Below are 22,801 nucleotides of genomic sequence, written 5' to 3' on the forward strand. Positions count from 1 at the left end.
GGAGCACCTTATGTTTGGATTCAAATGGAACCGACGCAGTGTCCTGTTGGGCGCAGCGGCGATGGTGGCCGCGGCATCACTGTCGCAACCGGCCGCAGCTATCACGCCGGACGAGATCAAGGCCAAGGGCAAGCTGGTCGTTGGCATCCAGGGCGATAACCCGCCATGGGGTTTTGTCACCAGCGCTGGCAAACAGGACGGTTTTGACGCCGAGATGGGCGCATTGTTCGCCAAGGAGCTTGGCGTGGATGTGGAATTCGTTCCGCTCGAAGTTAACAACCGTATTCCCGCCTTGACCTCGGGTCGGGTTGATATCCTTTTTGCAACGATGGCCATGCTGCCGGATCGCGCAAAAGCCGTTCAGTTCAGCAAGCCCTACAATGCAAATGCCATCGTTCTGATTGGTCCAAAGGACAAGTCGATCAAGACCAATGAAGACATGGCTGGCTTGACGATCAGTGTCGCCAAGGGTGCTGCCCAGGATACTCAGGTCACCAAGAACGCACCATCCACAGCGACGATCCGTCGATATGATGGCGACGCTGCAAGTGTCCAGGCACTAGCCTCCGGTCAGGTTGATGCCCTTGGCGGAAACATTTTCTACATGGATCGCGTCGAAAAGGCTGTCCCTGGTAAATTTGAAAACAAGCTGGAATTCCAGAAGCTTTATAATGGTGCCTGCACCCGTCTTGGAGAAAAAGAGCTCAATGCTGCGGTGAACGAGTTCATCGACAAGATCAAGGCGAATGGCGAACTCGACAAGATCTATGCCAACTGGATGAAGGTTCCGGTTCCGGAGTTTCCGACGAGCCTCGAAGGCATCTCGTTTACTGCGAACTGAGCTTCGACTTTCACAACCCCAACATTCACGAGGCGGCACCTGACGTGCAGGTGTCCGCATCGGTGCCCGGCCAAAGCCGGTGCGCCGATGCGCATGGAGACTTTGCATGACAAATAAGATCTTTGTCCTGAATGGTCCTAATCTCAACCTTTTGGGCGAGCGGGAACCTTCCATATATGGCACCACCACTCTCGCCGATATTCGCGATCGGTGCGAGGCGAAAGCCGCGTCACTGGGCTTTTCGGTTGATTTCCGCCAGACGAATTTCGAGGGTGAACTGGTTGAATCTGTTCACCAGGCACGGAAAGAAGCGTGTGGCATCATCATCAATCCGGCAGGATACACCTTCACGTCCATTGCCCTGCTGGATGCCCTCAAGACATTTGACGGGCCGAAGATAGAGCTGCACATTTCCAACGTGCATGCACGCGAAAGCATCTACCACAATTCCCTGATCTCCCGCACCGCGACCGGCATCATGATTGGCTTCGGCGCGCGCGGATATGAACTGGCGATCGAGGCCATGGCCGACCTGGCAAGATCATCCTGAGAGCATTGCAGGAGACGTCATGAACTATACCCTGGATTTCACACCAGTCATTGAAGGTTTGCCAAACCTGCTATGGGCCTGTCTTGGCACATTTACGCTGGCAATCTGTGGCATGCTTCTGGCGATCGTTATCGGTATTGGTGGCGTTATTTTGCGCCAGTCTCCAGTCAAGCTGCTGCGCTGGCTCACGATTGCCTTCGTTGAGCTGATCCGTAACACGCCTTTCCTGGTGCAGATATTCTTTATCTATTTCGCTTTGCCGCTGGCGGGCATCCGCCTTGATCCAACCCCGACAGCAATCATTGCATTGGGTATCAATGGCGGCGCCTATGCCATCGAGATTATCCGTGGCGGGGTTCAGTCGATCTCGAAGGGGCAGGTGGAAGCAGGGTTGGCCCTTGGTCTTCACAAGGCTCAGGTCTTCCGGCTGATCGTTCTAAAGCCGGCGCTTCGTGCGATCTATCCATCGCTGACAAGTCAATTCATTCTGCTGACGCTGACGACCAGCATCGCATCGGCGATTTCAGCCTACGAACTGACGTCAGTATCTCAGCGGATCGAGTCCGACAGCTTCCGCAGCTTCGAGGTCTACTTCACCGTGACAGCATTTTATCTCGTCATATCCTGGGTGATGATGCGGATTTTTGCGCTCTTCTCCTCCCGCTACTTCAGCTATCCGGTCAAGTGAGGAGACAATCCCATGGGACGCGATGAATTTCTTTTCCTGTTGGCAGGTCTTAAATGGACCGTCGCCTTGTCAGTGGTTGCCTTCCTGTTCGGATGCATTTCCGGCCTTCTTGTCGCCTTGGCACGCACATCCGGCATTGCCATACTGGAGCGCCTGACTGCCGGCTACATCGCCATCTTTCAGGGCACGCCGCTTCTTATGCAGCTCTTCGTTGTTTATTACGGCCTTGCGTTGATCGGCATCCAGATGGATGCGTGGGCTGCGGTCTCTGTTGGTCTGACACTCCATGCGAGTGCGTTTTTGGGGGAAATCTGGCGCGGTTCGATCGAAGCTGTACCGCGCGGCCAGACTGAGGCAGCAAAGGCACTGAGCCTCGGCTATATCTCCAGAATGAAAGACGTCGTTCTGCCACAGGCGATACGGATTTCGCTTCCCGCGACGATCGGTTTTCTGGTGCAGCTGATCAAGGGGACTTCGCTTGCCTCGATCGTCGGCTTCACCGAGCTGACCCGTGCAGGAAACATCATTTCCAACCAGATATTCCAGCCACTAACCGTCTTCGGCATCGTTGGAGTTCTCTATTTTCTGATGTGCTGCCCGCTGACCATCTATGGCGCTCACCTCGAGCGAAAGTTCGTGGCAGCCAGCCGCTGAGCTTTATGCGTGCACACCATTCCGGAGTTTCGTTGATGAACCAGACAGTAGCCACAGAAAACCCAACCGAACAGATGATCACCTTGTCAGGTGTAAACAAGTGGTATGGCGCCTTTCAGGCCCTTGATAACATCAATATGTCGGTGGCCAAGGGTGAAAAAATCGTACTTTGCGGTCCTTCAGGCAGTGGGAAATCCACGCTTATCCGTTGCATCAATCACCTTGAGACCTATCAAAAGGGCGATATCCATGTTGGCGGCATCATGCTGGGACATGGATCCAAAACGATCGATGCGGTACGCCGCGAGGTCGGCATGGTTTTCCAACAGTTCAATCTTTTCCCGCATCTCACCGTGCTGCAAAACTGCATGCTTGCTCCGATAAAGGCACTCGGCCTCGACAAGGCGCAGGCGGAGGAACGCGCGCGGCAGTTGCTTGAGCGGGTCAAGATTGCTGAGCAGGCAGAGAAATATCCCGCACAGCTATCCGGCGGGCAACAACAGCGCGTTGCGATTGCCCGCGCTCTGTGCATGCGTCCCAAGGCGATGCTGTTCGACGAGCCGACCTCTGCGCTGGACCCTGAGATGGTCAAGGAGGTGCTGGATACGATGATCGCTCTTGCTGATGAAGGCATGACAATGATCTGCGTGACCCATGAAATGGGGTTTGCGCGTCAGGTCGCGGATCGTGTCGTCTTCATGGCAAGCGGAGTGATCGTGGAAGAGGCACCACCTGCAGAATTTTTCTCCGATCCCAAACATGAACGCACCAGGAAATTCCTTGGTGAGATCCTTGGGCGGCATTGATGCGGTCACAATTCGCAGCCGGAAGGTAGGCCGATGATCAGCGGCAACACAAAACTCATAGCACATCTGGGCTTTCCGACGCACTCCTTCAAAGCGCCGTTGATCTACAATCCCTATTTCGAAAAGAACGGCATTGATGCGGTTGTCGTACCCATGGGATGTCGCCCGGAAGACTACACGGCGTTTCTCAAACTCGTTTTCCGCCTGTCCAATATTCACGGCGCACTCATCACCATGCCGCATAAGATAACGACCATGGGACTGCTGGACCAGATTTCCACCAATGCACAGGTGGCGGGAGCCTGCAACGCGGTGCGGATCGGATTGGATGGCCGGCTGATTGGCGATATGTTCGATGGTGAGGGCTTCGTGCGCGGGGTTTTGCGCAAGGGCAGGCAAATCAGTGGGATGAGAGCGATCATGGCGGGCACCGGCGGGGTCGGGTCAGCGATCGCAGCCTCGCTTGCCCAGGCCGGACTGGCGGAACTGGCGCTGTCAGACGCTTCCGCCACCATGATGCAGGGGCTCGCAGATCGGCTACGCCGCCATTATCCTGACCTGAAGGTCGAGATCGGCAAAACCGATCCCGACGGATACGATATCGTCATCAATGCAACGCCGCTTGGCATGAACGAGAACGATCCGCTTCCTTTTGATGTCTCCCATATTTCGCCATCTGCTTTTGCAGGGGAGGTTGTGTTGAGCCGGGAAATCACCCCGTTTCTTGCTGCTGCTCGTGCTCGCGGTTGCGGATATCAGGTGGGGACCGACATGTTGTTCGAGCAAATCCCCGCATATCTTGAGTTTTTTGACCTGCCGACAACAACGGCCGAGGAACTGCGCGCTGTTGCCAGATTGTGAAGGATGAGCATGGTTTCCCAACCTGCGAAAATTGCGTTGTTCGGTGCGGGCCTGATCGGGCGTGAACATGCAGCGTTGCTGTTCAGAAACCCGAAAACGGCACTGGTCGCAATTGTTGATCCTGCTGAAGCGGCAAAATCTGTGGCTGACCAATATGGAGCCAGGCATTATTGCGATGCTGTCACGATGTTTGAGCAAATTCGCCCGGACGGCGTTATTATCGCGCTGCCGAATGCTCTTCACGCTGCCGCTGTGATCGCATGTGTGGAGCACGGCATTCCTTGCCTGGTGGAAAAACCCGTGGCCGATACTCTGGAGTCGGCAATGCTGCTTGTCGCAGCGGCTGACAGGACAGGCGTTCCCGTGCTTGTTGGCCACCATCGGCGCCACAGCCCGGATATTGCTAAGGCGAGACAACTGGTGGCAGAGGGTGCACTGGGGCGCCTTGTTGCTGTCAACGCAATGTGGATGGCTGACAAGCCTGGACATTATTTCAATACCGCCTGGCGTCGCGAACCGGGTGGAGGCCCACTACTCATCAACCTCATTCATGATGTCGACTGTTTGCGCTTCATTTGCGGAGATATCGAGGAGGTAATGGCGCTCACGTCCAACACAGTGCGGGGGTTCGAGGTGGAGGATAGTGCCAGCATCAGCGTACGTTTCACCTCCGGCGCACTTGGAACTTTCCTGATGAGTGATGCTGCCGTTTCGCCCTACAACTGGGACACGGCAGCCGGGCAGGCCCTGTATTTCCCACACCAGCCGGAAAACGCGTACTTTCTGTCGGGTACGCAGGCCGCATTGGCTGTACCCTCGATGGATCTGTGGACGCATGAGACGCTGAATGGAGATTGGCAGCACCCTCTGGTCCGGCGGCATGTCACGCTCGACGGTAGCAGAGCCTATGACAACCAGCTTGCCCATTTCATCGACATCATTGCCGGAACGGCAACACCGCTGATTTCTGCGCGCGATGGCATGATGACGCTGGCGACCACTTTGACCATCGCCAGATCGGCGCGTGAGAGAAGGCCAGTGCGCCCGCAGGAATTGATCGATGATGCGATGAACTCCTGATCGTCAGGCGGGTACTTTCCCCGATTCATGGCAGATCTGTCGTCCCCATGCTTTTGATGCTTGCGAGCATTTGCATGCTCAAGCGAAGCGATGCGGCCGTTGCCATCACCATGTGTGGCAATATTAGCCATTCGAGGGTCCAAGCCGCGCCCGAACGCTCCTGTTCATGGACAAGCGACTGATGCAAACCAGAAACCTGTACGGCGTTGAAGCGAGCGAGTGCAACAAGTGTTTCAGCCGCCACCGGGTTCTGCTTATGCGCCATGGCGGAAGATGTGCCGCCGCCCTCAAGGGAGATTTCTCCCTCGCCACTTGCCTGCGCCATGAGTGCAATATCCTGCCCTATCTTGCCCAGTGCTCCCGTCAGCAATGAAAGGTAATGGCCGATGGCGACGACGGGGTCACGCTGGCTTTGCCATTGCCTGATATCGGCAAGGCCCAGCTCCTTGGCAAGCGCAGCGCGGATGGCGGCGCCATGCTCGCCTAGTTTGTCGAGTGAGCCCGCCGCACCTCCGAATTGAACTGGAAATTCCAGGTGCTCCAGCGACTTGAGGCTGCGCTCGAGTGGATCTCGCCAACTCCGCAAACGGTCTGACACATGAATTGGTATGGCTGCCTGCATGCGGGTCTTCCCCATTAACATGCAGTCGCCAAAGCGACGTTCGAGCCCATGCAGGAAATCTACAACTTCTGCTGTGCGATCTGCGAAAATCTGCACGATTGTCTGAAGCCTCAACATCAGGCTTGTGTCAATTGCGTCCTGACTGGTCGCGCCGAAATGAACATGGGTTGCAGCACTACCGCCAACTGCCTCGCGCAGCTGCCTGACCAGTTCCGGCACGACTACAGAATCTCTTGCTACTGCCGCGCCAAGCTGCTCCACATTTGGGTTAAGTCCAAGACATTCAATCGAAATACGGTTTGCGGCCTCGGTCGGGATAACGCCGATCCCTGCCTGCGCACGCGCCAATGCGCTCTCGAAGGACAGTATCGCTTTGATATCGGCTTCAGCCGAAAGATAGCCAGCGATTTCGCCATCGCCGAGAAGGCCTGACAGAAAGGGGTGGTCGAAGGGAGAAAATGACATCATGTGTCCAGATTAACGTTTGTCGATATGTCGTCAAAGGACTTAAATATCGAGAAAAACGGTTTCCTTTGGCCCCTGCAAATGAATGTCGAGGCTGTAGACGCTGCCATATCTTTGCGCCACCATGGTTTCCACCCGCTGGCGATGCTCTATGCGCAACAATAGCGGATCTGCGGCATTGGCTTCTTTCTCGTCGCAGAAATAGAGGCGGGTATGCAGCCCGATATTGATGCCGCGGGCAACGATCCAGAGCGTTACATGCGGTGCCATCAAACGCCCGTCCCTGAACGGCACTCGGCCGGGCTTGACGGTTTCAAACCGGAAGTACCCGTCTTCGCTGTTGGTCGGGCAGCGACCCCAGCCGGTAAAGTTCGGGTCAGCGGTGCCGCGCATTTCCGAAGGGCTGTTGTAAAGACCTGCATTATCGGCCTGCCAGATTTCCACGACCGCATCGCGCACCAGTGCGTCAGCGCCATCGAATATCCGGCCACAGATCGTGATGCGCTCACCAACAGTCTGCTCGTTGACCATTTCTGTTCCCAGATCAACGTCATAGATGCCGCCAATCTCGCAGAAATTCGGAGTGAGCCCGATGTGGACATAGGGACCGGCCGTCTGCGACGGTGTTTCCTTCAACCTGTGAAGTTCCTGGGTCATCAGTTACCCTCCAGCCGGTTTTCAAAAATGGTCGAGCGCCTCCCGCGCAAGACGATGTCGAATTTGTAGGCTCGCGAATCCATTGGGATCGTCTGCCCCCAGTCGAGTGGCGCAATGAGCTGTTCAATAGCGCGCCGATCCGGGATGGTGTTGACGATCGGGCACTTCCAGATCATCGGATCACCTTCGAAATACATCTGTGTGATCAGCCGTTGGGCAAAGCCGTGGCCGAAAACAGAAAAGTGGATGTGGGCAGGGCGCCAGTCATTTACGCCGTTTGGCCATGGATAGGCTCCGGGCTTGACCGTGCGGAACGCGTAATGCCCGTCATCGTCACTAATGGCGCGACCACACCCACCGAAATTGGGGTCGATTGCGGCGAGATAGGTTTCTTTTTTATGGCGATATCGACCGCCAGCATTCGCCTGCCAGAATTCGAGCAAGGCACCGCGCACAGGACGCCCTCGTTCATCCAGAACACGGCCATGGACGACGATACGTTCCCCGATGGCACTTTCACCAGGGCGGGCATAGTTGCGGATCAGGTCGTTATCGAGTTCGCCGATCATGGAATGACCGAAAACCGGGCCGGTAATTTCAGAGATGGTGCCGTCCAGGGACAGCAATGCGCGCTGCGGCGAGCGAAGAACCGATGTTTTGTATCCCGGCGTCAAAGCCGGTGAATGCCATTCGCGATCCCGCGCAAAAAATGCACCTGTTTCCGGCCTCTGGTTGGAATTATCGGACATCCTTAGGTCTCCTCCCTTGATGTCTTTTCGGCGTCCATCTGGTCGAAGACGCGCTTGGTGATCTTGATGGCATGATTTGCGGCGGGCACGCCTGCATAGATGGCGACATGCAGCAGCGCTTCGCGAACATCTTCGCGTGAGGCACCGGTATTGGCGGTGGCGCGCACATGCATGGCGACCTCTTCATCCTGGCCAAGCGCCGCCAAAAGCGCGATTGTGATGATTGACCGCTCACGTTTGGTAAAGTTGGGACGCGACCAGACATGCCCCCAGGCGGATTCTGTAATCAACGTCTGGAACGGCTGGTCAAAATCGGTGGAATTGGCGATGGCGCGGTCGACATGGGCGTTACCCAATACTTCGCGCCGTGTCTCCATGCCCAGTCGGTGGAGTTCTGTTTCGGTGTCACTCATTGAGCTTGCCTCGGGTGATCGCGCTATTGATGAAAGTTCGGATCAGGTCGGCCAGTGCTTCGGGTTGCTCGACGCAGGGAATATGGCCTGCGTCCTTGACGATTTCGAATTGCGCTCCCGCAATAAGACCCGCAAATGACCTGACAAGTTCGGGCGGTGTTGAGCCATCCTGGCCGCCGACGATACAAAGGGTCGGAGCCGCTATGCGCGTTGCCGCTTGCGTATAATCGGCGTCTCGAATAGCAGCGCAGGTTGCGGCATAACCCTCGACAGGCTGGCGTGCCAGCATGTTCCGGTAACCGCGATAGGCAATGTTGTCAGGGCTGCGGAACAATGGTGTGAACCATCGATCCATGACGGCATCAATGATGCTTGCTATGCCGTGCTCCTCGACTGCTTCGATGCGCGAATTCCACATTTCGGCAGACCCGATCTTGCTTGCCGTGTCGCAAAGGATGAGTGCTCTCACCAGATCGGATCGCGTCTGATACATCGCCTGTGCGATTAGCCCTCCAACGGAAAGGCCACAGACGATAGCCTGGCTTACGTTGAGCAGGTCAAGAAGACCGGCAAGATCTGCGGCATGATCTTCAATCGAATACGGCGCGTTTCCGACATCGGACAGACCATGGCCGCGCTTGTCATAGAGAACAATTGGGAAATCCCCGGCAAGGCGTACGATCACATCACGCCAGATCCGGAAATCCGTGCCCAGTGAATTGGCGAACACGATAACTGGTTTATCGGCTGGTCCTCCGATGACCTGGTAATGGATCGTGACTCCGTTGACGTGTGCAAACTGCATTGAAAAATATCTCCCACAATGATCTTGGTATATTGAACCGGTTAAGTAAAATAACTTCTTGAGCGTCTTACATATCCATGTGGTTATCGATTAAATGAACGAATCCCGGATCAAATTTCGCCATCTTCAGGCATTTATCGAGGTTGCCCGCCACCGAAGCGTCGTCAAGGCAGCAGGGTTCCTCAATGTCAGTCAGCCAGCGGTGACCAAGACGATACGAGAACTCGAGGGCGTACTTGGTGTCGCGCTGGTGGAACGTGATGGGCGAGGGATCCGGATAACGCGTTATGGAGACGTTTTCCTGAAACATGCAGGATCGGCGATTGCAGCGCTTCGCCAAGGGCTCGATTCTGTGTCGCATGAACGGATAGGGGAAGCTCCGCTTCTGCGCATTGGTGCGCTGCCCACTGTTTCAAGCCATATCATGCCACGTGCCATGGACATTTTTCTCAAAGAAAAGACCTGGAGCCGTATCAAGATCGTAACGGGTGAAAATGCAGTGCTTCTTGAGCAACTGCGCTTTGGAGAGCTTGATCTTGTCGTCGGCCGACTCGCGGGAGCCGACAGGATGGCGGGATTCGTTTTCGAGCATCTCTATTCCGAGCAGGTGGTGTTTGCCGTGCGAGCCGGACATCCGCTGCTCGCATCGGACCGCTCGCCATTTGCCGAACTTGCAGAGTACACGATCCTGATGCCGACCACGTCGTCGATCATTCGGCCATTTGTTGATCGGTTTCTCATTGCCAATGGCATTTCCGGCCTGCCGAACCAGATCGAGACCGTGTCAGATGCCTTCGGCCGTGCCTTCGTTCTTTCAAGCGATGCGGTGTGGATCATATCTGCCGGTGTCGTGGCGCGTGATATCGATGACGGACGGCTGTGCGTATTGCCGATTGATACGAACGAAACGCGAGGACCCGTTGGCCTGACAATGCGAACGGATGCTGTCCCTTCGGTGGCTATGTCTCTTTTGATGCAGACAATACGTGAGGCTGCAGCCTCCCGTGCGCTGATTTGAAACCTGTCAATCTTTCCCGCCAACGTCATCAACCGAGAAACGAAATACAACAGACGCGCCGCGTCAACGTGGGCGTCTTCGTCACAACGCGAAACCGATCAAAACTGCTCTGGTATTAACCTCGCCTAAACCGAAGTCTCAGTCCGAATACCACCCGTGCCGGTCATGTCGTCTGGCTCTGTCAACGTCAGGCGCTGGAGTTGATGAACGTCATGCTGGAACAGCGCGACCCGCGATCCTGCGGACCTCGCCAGCTGCTGAATCCAGGATGCCACGGGACAAGGTTTCGTCTTGTATGAGACGTGAAAGCGTGACCGCACCGACCATCAGTGAGAGTATCGCCAAGGCTTTGCCATGGGCTGTTGGGTCCTCGGGTCCGCCCACCAAATTCTCCAGCACGTCGAAATGAGCGCGAATTCCGTCTTCAAATGGTTGCTTAACCTCAGCGTTCTGACGAGCCGCATCCGATCCCAGAGCCACCAGAGGGCAACCTTCGGCCTTTTCTCCCCGGTGATCTGTGGAGAGGTAAAAGCCCATCACCGCCTCGAGGGCATCGGAGCTGGTTGCGGCGGCGTCCGACCAACGTGCCGTGGCGCTCTCCATTGCTCTCGCCGACGCGAGGGTTGCGAGGTCCTCCTTTGACGCAAACTGTTTGTAGAAGGCGCCTTGCGTCAGTCCAGCACCCTTCATCAAGTCCTTGAGGCCGATCCCATCGAAGCCATGCTCTCGAAACAGGCGACTTGCCACATGGATGACCCTGTCCCTGTTTTCTTCAGCCTGTGCGCGGCTCACTCGCATTTCGACCTCCAATTAGATTTCGATTGACATCTATAACGTAAATAGAGTTAGGTCGCAATCTAATTCGTTTGGATCGCTGGTCAAGAAGAGAACGCAACAATGAAACGCAAATATGTCCTGTCTCTCGTAGGCCTCGTGGCAGCAGCAGGTTCTGCCGGAGCCTTCTTCATGTTCTACGAGCCGACGAGGCAGGAAGCTTTGGCGGCTGATCCGAGGACAGCCTCCCCCCTGGTTCGGGTGGCCGAGGTCACGAACACCGGAATGACTGAGCGCTCTTTCACAGGAACGGTCGCGTCCCGTGTCCAGAGCAACCTTGGTTTCCGTGTTCCGGGCAAGATTGTCGAGCGGATGGTCGATGTGGGGCAGCAGGTCAGCAAAGACCAGGCGCTCATGCGCATTGATGAAACCGACCTGCAACTGGCGCTCATCGCCAGACGAAATGCAGTCACCGCAGCACGCGCCGTTCTGATCCAGGCGCAGTTAGACGAGAAACGCTATGCAGCGTTGGTAAAAAATGGTTTGGCAGCCACTCCACAGCGATATGAACAGGCAAAAGCAGCGCTTGACACTGCGACGGCTCAACTCGCGGCAGCAGAAGCCGACGCCCAAGTGGCTGAAAACAACACCCTCTACACGCTTCTCGTCGCAGACGCTGACGGAACCATAGTCCAGACCCTTGGAGATCCCGGGCAGGTCGTTGCCGCAGGCCAGACGGTCGTGCAACTGGCGCAGTCCGGACCACGTGAAGCCGTCGTCTGGCTTCCTGAGACCCTACGGCCCGCTCTCGGCTCCGAGGCTCAGGCCGATGTTTACGGAGGCGGCAGTCTGAGCGGCAAGGCCAGGCTGCGGCAGATTTCCGATTCTGCCGATCCCCAAACCCGGACTTACGAGGCTCGTTACATTCTCGAGGGCAATGCGGCTTCAGCCCCGCTTGGCTCGACTGTGACAATCAAAATCCCCGAAACTGACCGCCAGTCGGAAGTTGCGATACCCGTGGGTGCACTCCTGGACGACGGAAATCGTACAGGCGTGTGGGTTGTCGAAAGCACCACTTCGACTGTGAAGTTCACACCAGTCAAGGTTCGCCAGATCGGCGAGGAGACGGCATTTGTTACCGGGATTGTGACTGGAGAGCAGGTCGTTGCCTTGGGGGCACATCTTCTCAACGATGGCGCAAACGTCAGGATTGCCTCGCAACAAGAGGTTAAAAACTAATGAGCTTCAATCTTTCCGCCATCGCGGTTCGCGAACGTGCCATCACTCTTTTCTTTATCGTGCTGCTGGCAGCCGCTGGGGCCTATGCCTTTGTAAAGCTGGGACGCGCCGAAGATCCGTCGTTCACGATCAAGACACTGACGGTCACGTCAGTCTGGCCGGGCGCCACCGCGAGAGAAATGCAGGACCTCGTCGCTGAGCCGCTTGAGAAACGTATTCAGGAACTGACCTGGTACGACCGCGTCGAAACGACAACGCGGCCTGGGTACGCGTTCCTGACAGTCACCCTCAAGGATAATACGCCGTCCAGTGCTGTGGCAGAAGAATTCTATCAGGCGCGCAAAAAGCTCGGCGATGAGGCTCGAAACCTGCCTCCGGGCGTGATGGGCCCATTCGTCAACGACGAGTATTCCGATGTGAGCTTCGGTCTCTATGCCCTGAAGGCAAAGGGACTGCCTATGCGCGATCTCGTGCGGCAGGCAGAGGTCATCCGGCAGGATCTCCTGCACGTGCCTGGTGTCAAGAAAATCAACATCGTCGGCGAGCGTCCCGAACAGATCTTCGTCGAGTTCTCCTATGCAAAACTCGCGACGCTCGGCATATCCGCGCAGGATATCGCTGCCGCCTTGCAAAGACAGAACACGGTAACGCCCGCGGGATCAATCGACACCAAAGGACCACAGGTCTTCATCCGCTTCGATGGAGCTTACAACAGTGCGCAGGCCATCGCAGACACGCCGATCGTTGCCGCCGGACGAACGCTGAAGCTCTCCGATCTGGCAGAGGTGCGTCGAGGCTATCAGGATCCAGCGACCTACATTATCCGCCACGAAGGCGAACCGACCATAATGTTGGGTGCCGTCATGCAGGCTGGCTGGAACGGTCTTGATCTCGGCAAGGCGCTTGAGGCCCGGTCGGCTGCGATCGCGCAGACGCTGCCGCTGGGGATGACACTCACCAAGGTCAGCGACCAAGCCGTCAACATCGATGAAGCCGTTGGCGAGTTCATGCTCAAGTTCGCGATGGCGCTTGGCGTTGTTTTGTTCGTGAGCCTGGTGGCGCTCGGCTGGCGCGTCGGCATTGTCGTGGCGCTTGCAGTGCCCCTGACGCTTGCCGTCGTCTTCCTGATCATGCTGGAAACGGGACGGTTCTTCGACCGCATCACGCTTGGTGCACTGATCCTCGCGCTCGGCCTTCTAGTTGACGACGCTATCATCGCCATTGAAGTCATGGTCGTGAAGATGGAAGAAGGCATGGACCGCATCAAGGCGGCCGCTTATGCCTGGAGCCATACCGCAGCCCCTATGCTATCCGGCACGCTGGTTACGATCGTCGGACTGATGCCCGTCGGTTTTGCGAAGTCCACTGCCGGCGAATATGCCGGCAACATTTTCTGGGTCGTCGGCTTTGCCCTGATCGTATCGTGGATTGTCGCTGTGACCTTCACACCCTACCTCGGCGTGAAGATGTTGCCGGACATCAAACCCGTCGAGGGCGGCCACGAGGCGATATACAATACGCCAAATTATCGCCGGTTGCGCTCAACCATCGAGTTTGCAGTTCGCCATAAATTTATAGTCTGCGCCGTGGTGGGCATTTCTATAGCAGTTTCTGTCATTGGGATGGGAGGGGTCAAACAGCAATTCTTCCCGACATCAGACCGTCCTGAGGTGTTGGTCGAAGTGCGCATGCCAGAGGGCACGAGCATCGAGGCGACGACATCTGCGGTCAAGAAACTTGAAGACTGGCTGCAGACCCAGCCTGAGTCCGACATCGTCACGTCCTACGTAGGGCAGGGCGCACCGCGCTTCTTCTTTGCAATGGCACCGGAACTGCCTGACCCTGCCTTCGCCAAGGTCGTCGTGCTCACACCCGATGCCCATGCACGCGAAGAACTCAAGCACCGCCTTCGCGCTGCCATATCGGAAGGACTTGTCCCCGAAGCATCTGTCCGGGTGACGCAGCTCGTATTTGGTCCGTACACGCCGTTCCCCGTCGAATTCCGGATCATGGGACCTGATCAGGACGAACTCTACAAGATCTCGGAGCAAGCTCTGGCGCTGATGAAGACCGTTCCCGATGTCCGCCAAGCCAACCGCGACTGGGGCAATCGAACACCTGTTCTGCGATTTGTCCCTGATCAGGACCGGCTCAATCTGATTGGCCTTTCGCCAGCGGAGGCGGCCCAGCAGTTGCAGATGCTGCTCAGCGGTATCCCTGTCACGCAGGTGCGCGACAACATCCGCAACGTGCCTGTCGTTGCGCGAAGCGCTGGCGAAATCCGTCTCGACCCGTCGCGTCTTGCCGACTTCTCGCTGATGAGCAGGGATGGCCGTCAGGTGCCGCTGGATCAACTCGGACACTCGGAGATCCGGTTCGAAGAGCCGATCTTGAAGCGTCGTGACCGGACTCCGGTCATCACGATCAGGTCTGATATCAACGAGGCGACGCAGCCACCGGAAGTTTCGCAACAGGTCATGAAGGCACTACAGCCGCTCATCGCGTCGCTCCCGGTCGGATACCGGATCGAGATGGGCGGCAATATCGAGGAGTCCCTCAAGGCAAACGTCGCTCTTGTGCAAGTCTTTCCGTTGATGATTGCCGCCATGTTGATCGTCATCATCCTGCAGGTTCGCAGCCTGTCGACGATGACTATGGTGATGCTGACAGCGCCGCTTGGTCTCGCAGGGGTCGTGCCGACATTGCTCCTGTTCAATCAGCCGTTCGGTTTTAACGCAATTCTTGGCCTGATAGGACTGGCGGGTATCCTCATGCGTAACACGTTGATCCTGACAGAGCAGATCAAGGAAAACCAGACCGCAGGTCTCGATGATTACCATGCCGTCATCGAAGCGACCGTTCAGCGGACGCGCCCGGTGATCCTGACCGCGCTTGCTGCGATCCTGGCGTTCATACCTCTGACCCATTCAGTGTTCTGGGGATCGATGGCTTATACGCTGATCGGCGGCACGGCGGCGGGTACCGTGATGATCCTCCTTTTTCTTCCTGCACTTTATGCCGTGTGGTTCCGGATCAAGCCGCCAAAGGGGGCGCACCATGCGCAACCGGCCCAGATCGACGAGCCGGCTCCCATGCGGGCGATGGCCGCAGAATAGAGGTTCGTCGGGCCATCGAACGCATGGAGTGCTGTCGGGAAGGTTGGGACCTGCCAACTAGAAGTGACGGTATTGCCCTAGCCGCTATGCTTCAATCTGCTCCGGATGTGGCGAAATGCACTTGCGCCACATCGGCTCCCAAGCGTCTGGACCGGCGAATTACGCGAAGACAGTGGACAGAAATCACATCACGTCAGAGCGGCCGTGTCAGTTTTATTCTCGATGCCAAAAAACTCGCTCCTCGGGAGGGGCTGGGTAAAGGCCATACGCGTTCGAAAGTGGAGTAATGCAAGTATATTTAGGCTTGCGACCAGCACAGATTTGAAGAAGTATTGATTACACATGATGTATCAATATGCATTCACACCTTGCAGTTGATTTCATTTCCGCTTGATTCACCTTTTGTATTTCCGATGATGAAAGATCGATTTGCTACATAACCGACTCTGTACTTGATGGGTCGTGTGAATGAACATATTAATCGCCAAGCAGAAACTGCAGTATTTTATGTCTGTACGGGCTGATAATTCGGACCTGTTACGAGAACAGTATCGTGCCTTCACCCGGCAAATGCCGATGATGTACTTTATACTGCTTTCAAGCACCTGGGCACTTGCCACGACGCATGTGGAAGTGGCGCCGTCTTGGCTCACAATTGGAGTACCGGCTGTGTTCACAGTCGGCTGTACACTCAGGATCGCATTCTGGTGGAAGACGCGCGGTGTCGATCCCTCGCCAAAGGTTGCGCATGCGGCACTACAGCGCACAAACCGGCTGGCGGTCGGGATCGCAATAGCATTCACGCTCTGGTCTTTTTCGCTCGTGCCCTATGGGAACGCCTACACGCAATCCCACGTCGCCTTCTACATGGCAATTACCGTCATTTCCTGCATCTTTTGTCTGATGTATGTGCGATCGGCCGCCTTTATTGTCACAGTCATTGTCAATGGGGCGTTCATTGTCTTTTTTCTGGCCTCACAACAACCGACATTCATTGCCATCGCCATCAATGTTCTGCTGGTTTGTGCGGGCATGATGTCCATCTTGTTGACCAACTATCGCAATTTCGAGCGCATGGTCGTTTCCCAACAGCGTACTGAAGCGCTGAGCAATGAGAACCTGTTGCTTGCCAATATTGACAGCTTAACGGAACTACCGAACCGCCGGGCCTTTTTCACGCATCTGGAATCCGAACTCGAGAAGGCCAAGATCACGGGAACCCGGCTGGCGCTCGGCGTTATTGATCTTGATGGCTTCAAGCCAGTCAACGATCTCTATGGACACTCAGTGGGCGACAGGCTCTTGGTCAATGTAAGTAAACGTCTTAGCGCTTCTCTCAAGGCAAGCAAGGCGTTTCGGCTCGGTGGAGATGAATTTGCCATTGTCGCCCCGATCATACCGGACGATGTGCAACTTGTCGCCAATGCGAATGCTATTTCGGAGCAGTTGAGAGCGCCCTACCACATGCCGGAAGGAACAGTGCATGTTTCCGCTTCCATGGGGATCGCGGTTTTTCCAAACCTCGCCTCGACGCTTGAACAGCTTTTCGACCGGGCGGATTATGCGCTTTACCATGCTAAGAAGACCCGGCGTGGCGATGCTGTTTTGTTCGATGCAGAGCATGAAAAGCAGATCAATATAGAGGCCCGCATCGAACATATGCTTAAACAGAAAGATATGGAAAAAGAGCTTTCTGTCGTATTCCAGCCTATCGTTGATATACGCGATGGACGAGCCAACGGTTTTGAAGCACTGGCGCGTTGGCACAGCCCGGTCCTCGGACAAGTGCCACCTGACCAGTTTTTCTCTATTGCCGAACGCGCTGGTATCGTCAGCTCACTTACTCGGCCCCTTCTAAAAACGGCCCTGACTGCTGCCTCGAAATGGGAGCCATCCCTCAGGTTGTCCTTCAATCTTTCCGCCCATGATCTCAACTCTTGCGAAGGCGTGCTGAGATTAGTCGGCATCATTGAAAACAGCGGCTTTGATCCGCAAAGACTTGATCTTGAAATTACCGAAACGGCCTTTGCGCATGATTTCGAACAGGTCAGACAGTCGGTCGAAGTGTTGCGGCGCCTAGGTTGTGGTATTTCGCTGGATGATTTCGGCACGGGTTATTCCAGCCTGACACGGCTGCATGCTCTACCACTCACCAAGATCAAGATTGATCGCAGCTTCGTGACTGATCTGCATAAGAAGCCAGCCAGTTACAAAATCGTGAAATCCCTCCTGACCCTAAGTCGAGACATGGGGCTGGAATGCGTTGTTGAGGGTGTCGAAATACCTGAGGAGCTCGCGGCTCTGGAAGGTCTCGGGGCTACCCTGGTGCAGGGCTATGTTTATGCGCCGCCCATGAGAGAACCGGATATCGGTGAATTTCTTTCGCAGCAATCGTCCAAGCGAATGGTGCTATGAACCTGATTTTCGCAATGGCAGCACCGCTTAAGCCAGTGCTGTGAGGTTATCCAACGGCCTTAAATATATATCTCGCTGTTGATGCATCCTTTCGATCTCCAGCGAGTTAAACGCGATCATCCTTGCTGATCGCATAGGCTTAGCAAAGCTAGACTGCGTCGCAATAAAAACTGGCGGCGTGACGATGGAAAGTTTTGTTCAGTGGACCATGCAGGAACTGGGGCTATTTGGCATTGGTTTATTGATGTTCCTTGAGAATATCTTTCCGCCAATTCCTTCCGAGCTTATCATGCCCTTGGCGGGCTATCTGGCTGCAAAAGGGGAAGTAAACGTTTTCTCAGTCATTGCAGCCGGCTCAGTCGGCGCCGTCATGGGGATATTGCCTTGGTACGTTCTAGGGCGCGCTGTGAACCAGAAGCAGATTGAGGCAATAGCCTCTCGCCACGGGCGCTGGCTGACCCTGTCGCCACATGACATCGAGGTGGCAAGCAGCCGCTTTCGCCGTCATGGCAAAATGTCTGTGCTGTTGGGCCGCCTTATACCGACCATACGGACACTCATTTCCATACCGGCGGGGCTGGCCCGCATGCCTTTTTGGCAGTTTGCCTTTTACTCCGCGTTAGGCAGCATTATGTGGACAACGATCCTCGCAACTGCAGGATTTGGCCTGGGTCAGGCATACGAGACGGTCAAAGATTACGTCGATCCAGTGGCGACAACGGTGCTTTGTGGGATCATACTCGCCTACGTGTACAGGGTCGTTACCTTCAAACCCGAATCTGCCCGTCGTCTCGAAACATCAGGCTAGAATTACGCTCTACATAGACAATATCTCTGTTCATTGGCGGCTAACATTAGAGGTGGTCCCTTGGCTGTAGAACAAAATAACATCCTCGTCGCCGCAAGCACAGGGCCTCAGCCCGGCGGGCATATAACGTCTGCTATTACAGGCAGAACGTTGCTGATTTTGGTCTCGGTCGCCGTTATTCTTCATGTAGGGCAGGAGATATTTGTACCGCTTGCGCTCGCTTTACTTCTGACATTCACCCTTTCTCCAATTGTTACATTCCTGAAGCGTCGACACGTTCCAAAGGTCGCAGCAGTGATTTCCGCTGTGGTGGTGGCTTTCTTGGCGATTGCCATGTTTAGCTTCGTCGTAGCGGGCCAAGTGGCAAATCTTGCTGAAAATATTCCGACATATCAGCGAAATATCGTTCTCAAGATACAGGCACTTAGCCAGGCTGGTTCGGGAAACGGGGTTCTCGAACACTTAAGCAGGGTCGTTGAGCGAGTAGGGGCCGAGCTGCAGGACAGGGCAAGTGAAAGTCAGGCAGTTGGGCCTTCCCGTCAGGAACCCATGCCCGTTGAAATCGTCACGAGGTCTAATCCGGTCCAGACACTGGGAAATTTCATCATTCCCCTGATAAGCCCATTCGCGACTGCCGGTTTGGTCATAGTCCTTGTGGTTTTCATGTTGCTCGAACGTGAAGATCTGCGTGATCGGTTTATAAGGTTAGTTGGGCTGGGCGACCTGCATAAAACAACTGCGGCGCTCAAGGATGCCGGCAGCCGCGTGGGAAAATACTTGCTGATGCAACTGGTCGTGAACTCCCTTTACGCGATCCCTATTGCACTCGGGCTGTGGTGGCTGGGAATCCCGAATGCGATTTTGTGGGGGCTCCTGACACTGGTGCTTCGTTTTGTGCCTTATATTGGACCTGTCATAGGAATGATCCTCCCGCTCTTCCTAGCACTTGCAATCGCGCCTGGATGGTCATTGCTGGCTTGGGTTGCTGGTTTGTTCATTGTCACTGAGCTGATCAGCAACAATGTGGTTGAGCCCTGGTTATACGGGAGCCACACAGGACTTTCACCTCTGGCTATTATCGTATCTGCCATTTTTTGGTCTTGGCTATGGGGACCTTTAGGGCTCATGTTGTCTACGCCACTGACAGTGTGTCTGGTCGTGCTGGGACGATATGTGCCGGAATTCAGCTTCCTCGATGTACTTTTGGGCAATAATCCGGTGCTCGAGCCTCAAGAGAAGCTCTACCAGCGATTGCTTGCAGGAGATCCTAGCGAGGCAACTGATAACGCTGAGGAATTCCTCGAAGAGGAGTATCTCATCGACTATTATGACAAGGTGGGGTTGCCTGCCTTGTCTCTTGGCGAGGCTGATCGCCAACGCGGGGTAATGACGGACGAGCAACTGGCTCTTTTCGCTGCAACGACAATGACACTGGTTGGCAACCTGGCTGACATCGCCTTGGAGGAGGAGAGTGACGGTTCGCAGGATGCCGAAGCCCTGGAAAATTCCCTGCCCGACGGGGCAGGTAAAACGCTTCTGTGCGTCGGTGGGCGAGGCCCGATAGACATGGCAGCTGCGGCGATGATTTCGCAGGTACTGGCGGTCCAGGGGGCAACCGTTCTCGCGGATGACTTAGCAATGCCTGCGGTAAACCGTGTAAAATTGCCGAATGTTGGTGAGGCAGACACCGCAATTATCGTTTTCCTGAACCCGAAATCAAAGCCACACGCCCGTCAGATCATAAGAAGACTGAAGCGTCAAAAGCCGTCCCTGCGGGTGGGAATCGTCATTCCGCTGCTCGAAGCAGAAGAAATCGTTGCCATTGACCCGGGCGAAATAAGTGCCGATTTCATTTCCTCGACTATCGCAGAAGCGGTCCAAGGTGCGCTTTCCGACGTCATGGCAGTTGAACTTAAATCCCCCATCCGCAAACTCATCAGGGCAAGGCCAGGGACGATCGTAGCCGCCTGACACATTGCAAGCGGTGTTCGGCTGACTTCCCAAGCTATAGTTCAGACACGGCGAAGCCTTGCTTGCACTGCCATCTGCCCAAAGTGACCGGCGCATGCATTTAATTTGCAAAGCATTGCTTTGGGGAAGGTACAGGCTGGAACTTTAGGCGGGGTGCTTCATTTAACGGTTCATGAAAACGAAATCACTTTCATTAGTTCTTATCGCCGGCTTGCTCGCAGCCTGCAGTCCGTCCGGGCCGGTTGGCAATACGTCAGTTCCCCAGCCTGTCAAAGCGGTAGAACTGAACCGCTATCTTGGACGTTGGTTCGAACAGGCTCGTTATGAAAACCGGTTTGAAACTGACTGCGAAGGCGTCACTGCTGATTACTCGTTGCGTGATGATGGTATGATCAAGGTGATCAATACCTGCCGTCAGGGCGGGATAAATGGCAGTGTCAAATCCGTTGAAGGTCGGGCAAAAATCGTGCCTTCCAGCGGCAATGCCAAGCTAAAAGTTTCGTTTTTCGGGCCTTTCTTTGGCAATTACTGGGTACTTGACCGCGCCCCTGATTACACTTGGTCGATAGTGGGCGAACCGTCAGGGCGGTACCTCTGGATTCTGACCCGCACCGCCAACCCTTCACAACGCACGCGGGAGATGCTGGCGAGAAAAGCCAAGTCATTAGGTTATGACGTGAGCCTTATTCGTTGGACACAGCATTAGGCAATAATGCCGCGTCGAATACCAAGGCCGCGGTGTTGCTGCCAATCCATCCCTCTCGGTTTCGGTTTTTGATCCTGTCCCACTGAACTTGGCAGGCAACGTAAAGCGCTCGATGCCAAGGAAACCGGATGACGGTAATGATGGAAAATTTCCCCTAAGTGACGGCGCGTTGGGAGCGCCGGTCGGGCGTTTTGAAGTCGTGTTTCAGTGATCTGCTGGATTTATCAGACCTCGTATCCGCTCTTCAAATGTTTCGAGGGCCACCGGACGTCCGAAATAATAGCCCTGGAAAGATTGGCAGCCGCAAGACAGCATAAACTGAAATTGCTCATCATTCTCGATCCCCTCCGCCAACATTTCAAGGCCCAAGTCCTGTCCCATCTGCGAAATGCGTGTGACCAGCGATGCGCCCCGGCTGCCCTCTGCTATGGCCCGAACGAAACTTCGATCGATTTTTAACTGTTGAAGCGGCAGGCGGCGAAGATAGCTCAGAGATGAATAACCGGTGCCGAAATCATCAAGCGCAATCGAAATACCATGACGTTGCAGGACTTTCATCTTGCCAATCAGTTCGTCCACCTCGGTCACGAACACACTCTCTGTCAGTTCGAGCTTCAATCTAGATGGCGAGACATGATGCGCGTTGAGGGTATCTATCAGTCTGCTGACGAAGTCCTGTTTCAAGAAATGGTCTGCGCTAATGTTGACAGCTATGACAAGATCACGTGTGCTTTCGTGAGTTGTCCAATCCGCTAGCGTTTTAACCGCGTTCTCTATAACCCAGTTACCCAGATCGGCCATTAATCCGGCGCGCTCTGCCGTAGGGATGAAGTGGCCGGGCTGGATGTAGCCACGTTTTGGATGCTTCCAGCGAATGAGCGCTTCCGCTCCTATTAATCGGCCCTCCCGATTGACTTGAGGCTGAAAAAAAAGCTCGAACTGCTGCCTTGGAATCGCGGAGCGCAATTCCCTGCGTAACTTGCTATCAACGGTCATGCCTTCCTGAAGGAGAATAACACCAACGCATAATAGCGCAGCAAGGAAACTCACATGTATCCATGCTGTTATCGAGCGCACTGAATCGGGCAGGGGAAGGGCGAAGTCGAAACTCATCGATGTACTGGAAAAGACAGCAAAACCGGCGAGCGACAAGAAAATTATCGCAAGCTGCAACTGACTGCGGTCTCTCTGGAAGTTTCCGTAACCAGCCAAAGCAATGATCAGCAGATACAAATGAGAGACACGCGGGACCTCTTCACTCGGGACATCAAAATAGATCGAGAAGTAAAATATGAACAGTAAGCAGGCCATCTGGGCCAGCAACATGCCAAGAGACATGTTCCAGTGACGGCCAACCTGCCAACTCAAAGTCAAGAACGCAAACAGTGTGCTCTCGATGGCGACCAGGTGCCAGTTCTGGATCAGAACAAAAAACGGTATCCATGCCCCGCTTACCAGGGCCGCTAGAGGCAACGCGCAGCGGCATGCGTAATGAAGATGCTGAAGACGTTCAGTGTGAAATGTCGGATGCGATCGGGTCAAGTCTGTGCCTGGCACTCGTGT

The 22,801-nt window shown here is 55.1% G+C and carries 21 protein-coding genes; 14 read left to right on the forward strand and 7 right to left on the reverse strand.

Annotated features, from left to right (window positions below):
- The first annotated feature begins 10 nt into the window (after positions 1-10).
- The 7 genes from ACZ5FM_RS24135 to ACZ5FM_RS24165 all read left to right on the forward strand — a co-directional run bounded on the left by ACZ5FM_RS24135 (position 11) and on the right by ACZ5FM_RS24165 (position 5,480).
- Positions 11-841, forward strand: coding sequence for a transporter substrate-binding domain-containing protein (locus tag ACZ5FM_RS24135; protein ID WP_192490097.1), 831 nt, complete (start codon positions 11-13; stop codon positions 839-841).
- 106 nt (positions 842-947) lie between these two features.
- A complete protein-coding gene (aroQ, locus tag ACZ5FM_RS24140) occupies positions 948-1,391 on the forward strand; it encodes a type II 3-dehydroquinate dehydratase (protein ID WP_250984703.1) in 444 nt (147 codons plus the stop codon).
- Between the two features lie 19 nt (positions 1,392-1,410).
- Positions 1,411-2,079 (forward strand): amino acid ABC transporter permease, encoded by a 669-nt coding sequence (locus tag ACZ5FM_RS24145; protein WP_192490099.1) that lies wholly within the window; start codon positions 1,411-1,413, stop codon positions 2,077-2,079.
- A gap of 12 nt (positions 2,080-2,091) precedes the next feature.
- On the forward strand, positions 2,092-2,733 hold the full coding sequence (locus ACZ5FM_RS24150; protein ID WP_250984702.1) for an amino acid ABC transporter permease: 642 nt from the start codon (positions 2,092-2,094) through the stop codon (positions 2,731-2,733).
- 74 nt (positions 2,734-2,807) lie between these two features.
- Entirely contained in the window at positions 2,808-3,539 is a 732-nt protein-coding gene (locus tag ACZ5FM_RS24155; RefSeq protein ID WP_259149743.1) for an amino acid ABC transporter ATP-binding protein, read from the forward strand.
- Between the two features lie 33 nt (positions 3,540-3,572).
- Positions 3,573-4,400, forward strand: coding sequence for a shikimate dehydrogenase family protein (locus ACZ5FM_RS24160; RefSeq protein ID WP_192490101.1), 828 nt, complete (start codon positions 3,573-3,575; stop codon positions 4,398-4,400).
- Between the two features lie 9 nt (positions 4,401-4,409).
- Positions 4,410-5,480, forward strand: a complete 1,071-nt coding sequence (locus ACZ5FM_RS24165) for a Gfo/Idh/MocA family protein (RefSeq protein ID WP_464041492.1) — start codon at positions 4,410-4,412, stop codon at positions 5,478-5,480.
- Positions 5,481-5,505: 25 nt separating this feature from the next.
- On the opposite strand, the gene ACZ5FM_RS24170 is transcribed toward ACZ5FM_RS24165, so the two are convergent.
- From ACZ5FM_RS24170 to pcaD, 5 genes are read right to left on the reverse strand one after another with little or no spacing between them, the layout of a single operon-like run.
- Entirely contained in the window at positions 5,506-6,567 is a 1,062-nt protein-coding gene (locus tag ACZ5FM_RS24170; RefSeq protein WP_464041548.1) for a 3-carboxy-cis,cis-muconate cycloisomerase, read from the reverse strand.
- A 42-nt stretch (positions 6,568-6,609) separates the two neighbouring features.
- Positions 6,610-7,224, reverse strand: a complete 615-nt coding sequence (gene pcaG, locus ACZ5FM_RS24175) for a protocatechuate 3,4-dioxygenase subunit alpha (RefSeq protein WP_464041493.1) — start codon at positions 7,222-7,224, stop codon at positions 6,610-6,612.
- Positions 7,224-7,973 carry a protocatechuate 3,4-dioxygenase subunit beta gene (gene pcaH, locus ACZ5FM_RS24180; RefSeq protein ID WP_192490104.1) on the reverse strand — a complete coding sequence of 250 codons (750 nt, stop codon included), beginning with the start codon at positions 7,971-7,973 and terminating at the stop codon, positions 7,224-7,226. The genes pcaG and pcaH overlap by 1 nt, the downstream gene beginning before the upstream one ends.
- A 2-nt stretch (positions 7,974-7,975) precedes the next feature.
- Entirely contained in the window at positions 7,976-8,386 is a 411-nt protein-coding gene (gene pcaC / locus ACZ5FM_RS24185; protein ID WP_464041494.1) for a 4-carboxymuconolactone decarboxylase, read from the reverse strand.
- On the reverse strand, positions 8,379-9,191 hold the full coding sequence (gene pcaD, locus ACZ5FM_RS24190; RefSeq protein ID WP_464041495.1) for a 3-oxoadipate enol-lactonase: 813 nt from the start codon (positions 9,189-9,191) through the stop codon (positions 8,379-8,381). The genes pcaC and pcaD overlap by 8 nt, the downstream gene beginning before the upstream one ends.
- A gap of 94 nt (positions 9,192-9,285) precedes the next feature.
- Here pcaD and pcaQ point away from each other — a divergent pair, with 94 nt between their 5' ends.
- The gene (gene pcaQ / locus ACZ5FM_RS24195) at positions 9,286-10,209 is read left to right on the forward strand and encodes a pca operon transcription factor PcaQ (RefSeq protein WP_259149700.1); all 924 of its coding nucleotides are present in this window, start codon (positions 9,286-9,288) and stop codon (positions 10,207-10,209) included.
- A 210-nt stretch (positions 10,210-10,419) separates the two neighbouring features.
- On the opposite strand, the gene ACZ5FM_RS24200 is transcribed toward pcaQ, so the two are convergent.
- Complete coding sequence (locus ACZ5FM_RS24200) at positions 10,420-11,007, reverse strand: TetR/AcrR family transcriptional regulator (RefSeq protein WP_464041496.1); 588 nt, start codon at positions 11,005-11,007, stop codon at positions 10,420-10,422.
- Positions 11,008-11,106: 99 nt separating this feature from the next.
- On the opposite strand from ACZ5FM_RS24200, the gene ACZ5FM_RS24205 reads away from it, so the two are divergent.
- The 6 genes from ACZ5FM_RS24205 (at position 11,107) to ACZ5FM_RS24230 (ending at position 21,238) form a co-directional block, all read left to right on the forward strand.
- The gene (locus tag ACZ5FM_RS24205) at positions 11,107-12,222 is read left to right on the forward strand and encodes an efflux RND transporter periplasmic adaptor subunit (RefSeq protein ID WP_464041497.1); all 1,116 of its coding nucleotides are present in this window, start codon (positions 11,107-11,109) and stop codon (positions 12,220-12,222) included.
- Positions 12,222-15,338, forward strand: a complete 3,117-nt coding sequence (locus tag ACZ5FM_RS24210; protein WP_464041498.1) for an efflux RND transporter permease subunit — start codon at positions 12,222-12,224, stop codon at positions 15,336-15,338. The genes ACZ5FM_RS24205 and ACZ5FM_RS24210 overlap by 1 nt, the downstream gene beginning before the upstream one ends.
- A gap of 468 nt (positions 15,339-15,806) precedes the next feature.
- Positions 15,807-17,753, forward strand: coding sequence for a putative bifunctional diguanylate cyclase/phosphodiesterase (locus tag ACZ5FM_RS24215; RefSeq protein WP_464041499.1), 1,947 nt, complete (start codon positions 15,807-15,809; stop codon positions 17,751-17,753).
- 184 nt (positions 17,754-17,937) lie between these two features.
- Positions 17,938-18,561: a DedA family protein gene (locus ACZ5FM_RS24220; protein ID WP_464041500.1), complete on the forward strand. Its 624-nt coding sequence runs from the start codon at positions 17,938-17,940 to the stop codon at positions 18,559-18,561.
- Positions 18,562-18,621: 60 nt separating this feature from the next.
- Complete coding sequence (locus ACZ5FM_RS24225) at positions 18,622-20,532, forward strand: AI-2E family transporter (protein ID WP_464041501.1); 1,911 nt, start codon at positions 18,622-18,624, stop codon at positions 20,530-20,532.
- Positions 20,533-20,704: 172 nt separating this feature from the next.
- The gene (locus tag ACZ5FM_RS24230; RefSeq protein WP_464041502.1) at positions 20,705-21,238 is read left to right on the forward strand and encodes a lipocalin family protein; all 534 of its coding nucleotides are present in this window, start codon (positions 20,705-20,707) and stop codon (positions 21,236-21,238) included.
- Positions 21,239-21,442: 204 nt separating this feature from the next.
- Here the strand turns inward: ACZ5FM_RS24230 and ACZ5FM_RS24235 are convergent, their stop codons facing one another.
- Positions 21,443-22,780 carry a putative bifunctional diguanylate cyclase/phosphodiesterase gene (locus ACZ5FM_RS24235; protein WP_464041503.1) on the reverse strand — a complete coding sequence of 446 codons (1,338 nt, stop codon included), beginning with the start codon at positions 22,778-22,780 and terminating at the stop codon, positions 21,443-21,445.
- Between the last annotated feature and the right edge of the window lie 21 nt (positions 22,781-22,801).

This window comes from Agrobacterium sp. 5Ca50, assembly GCF_055381905.1.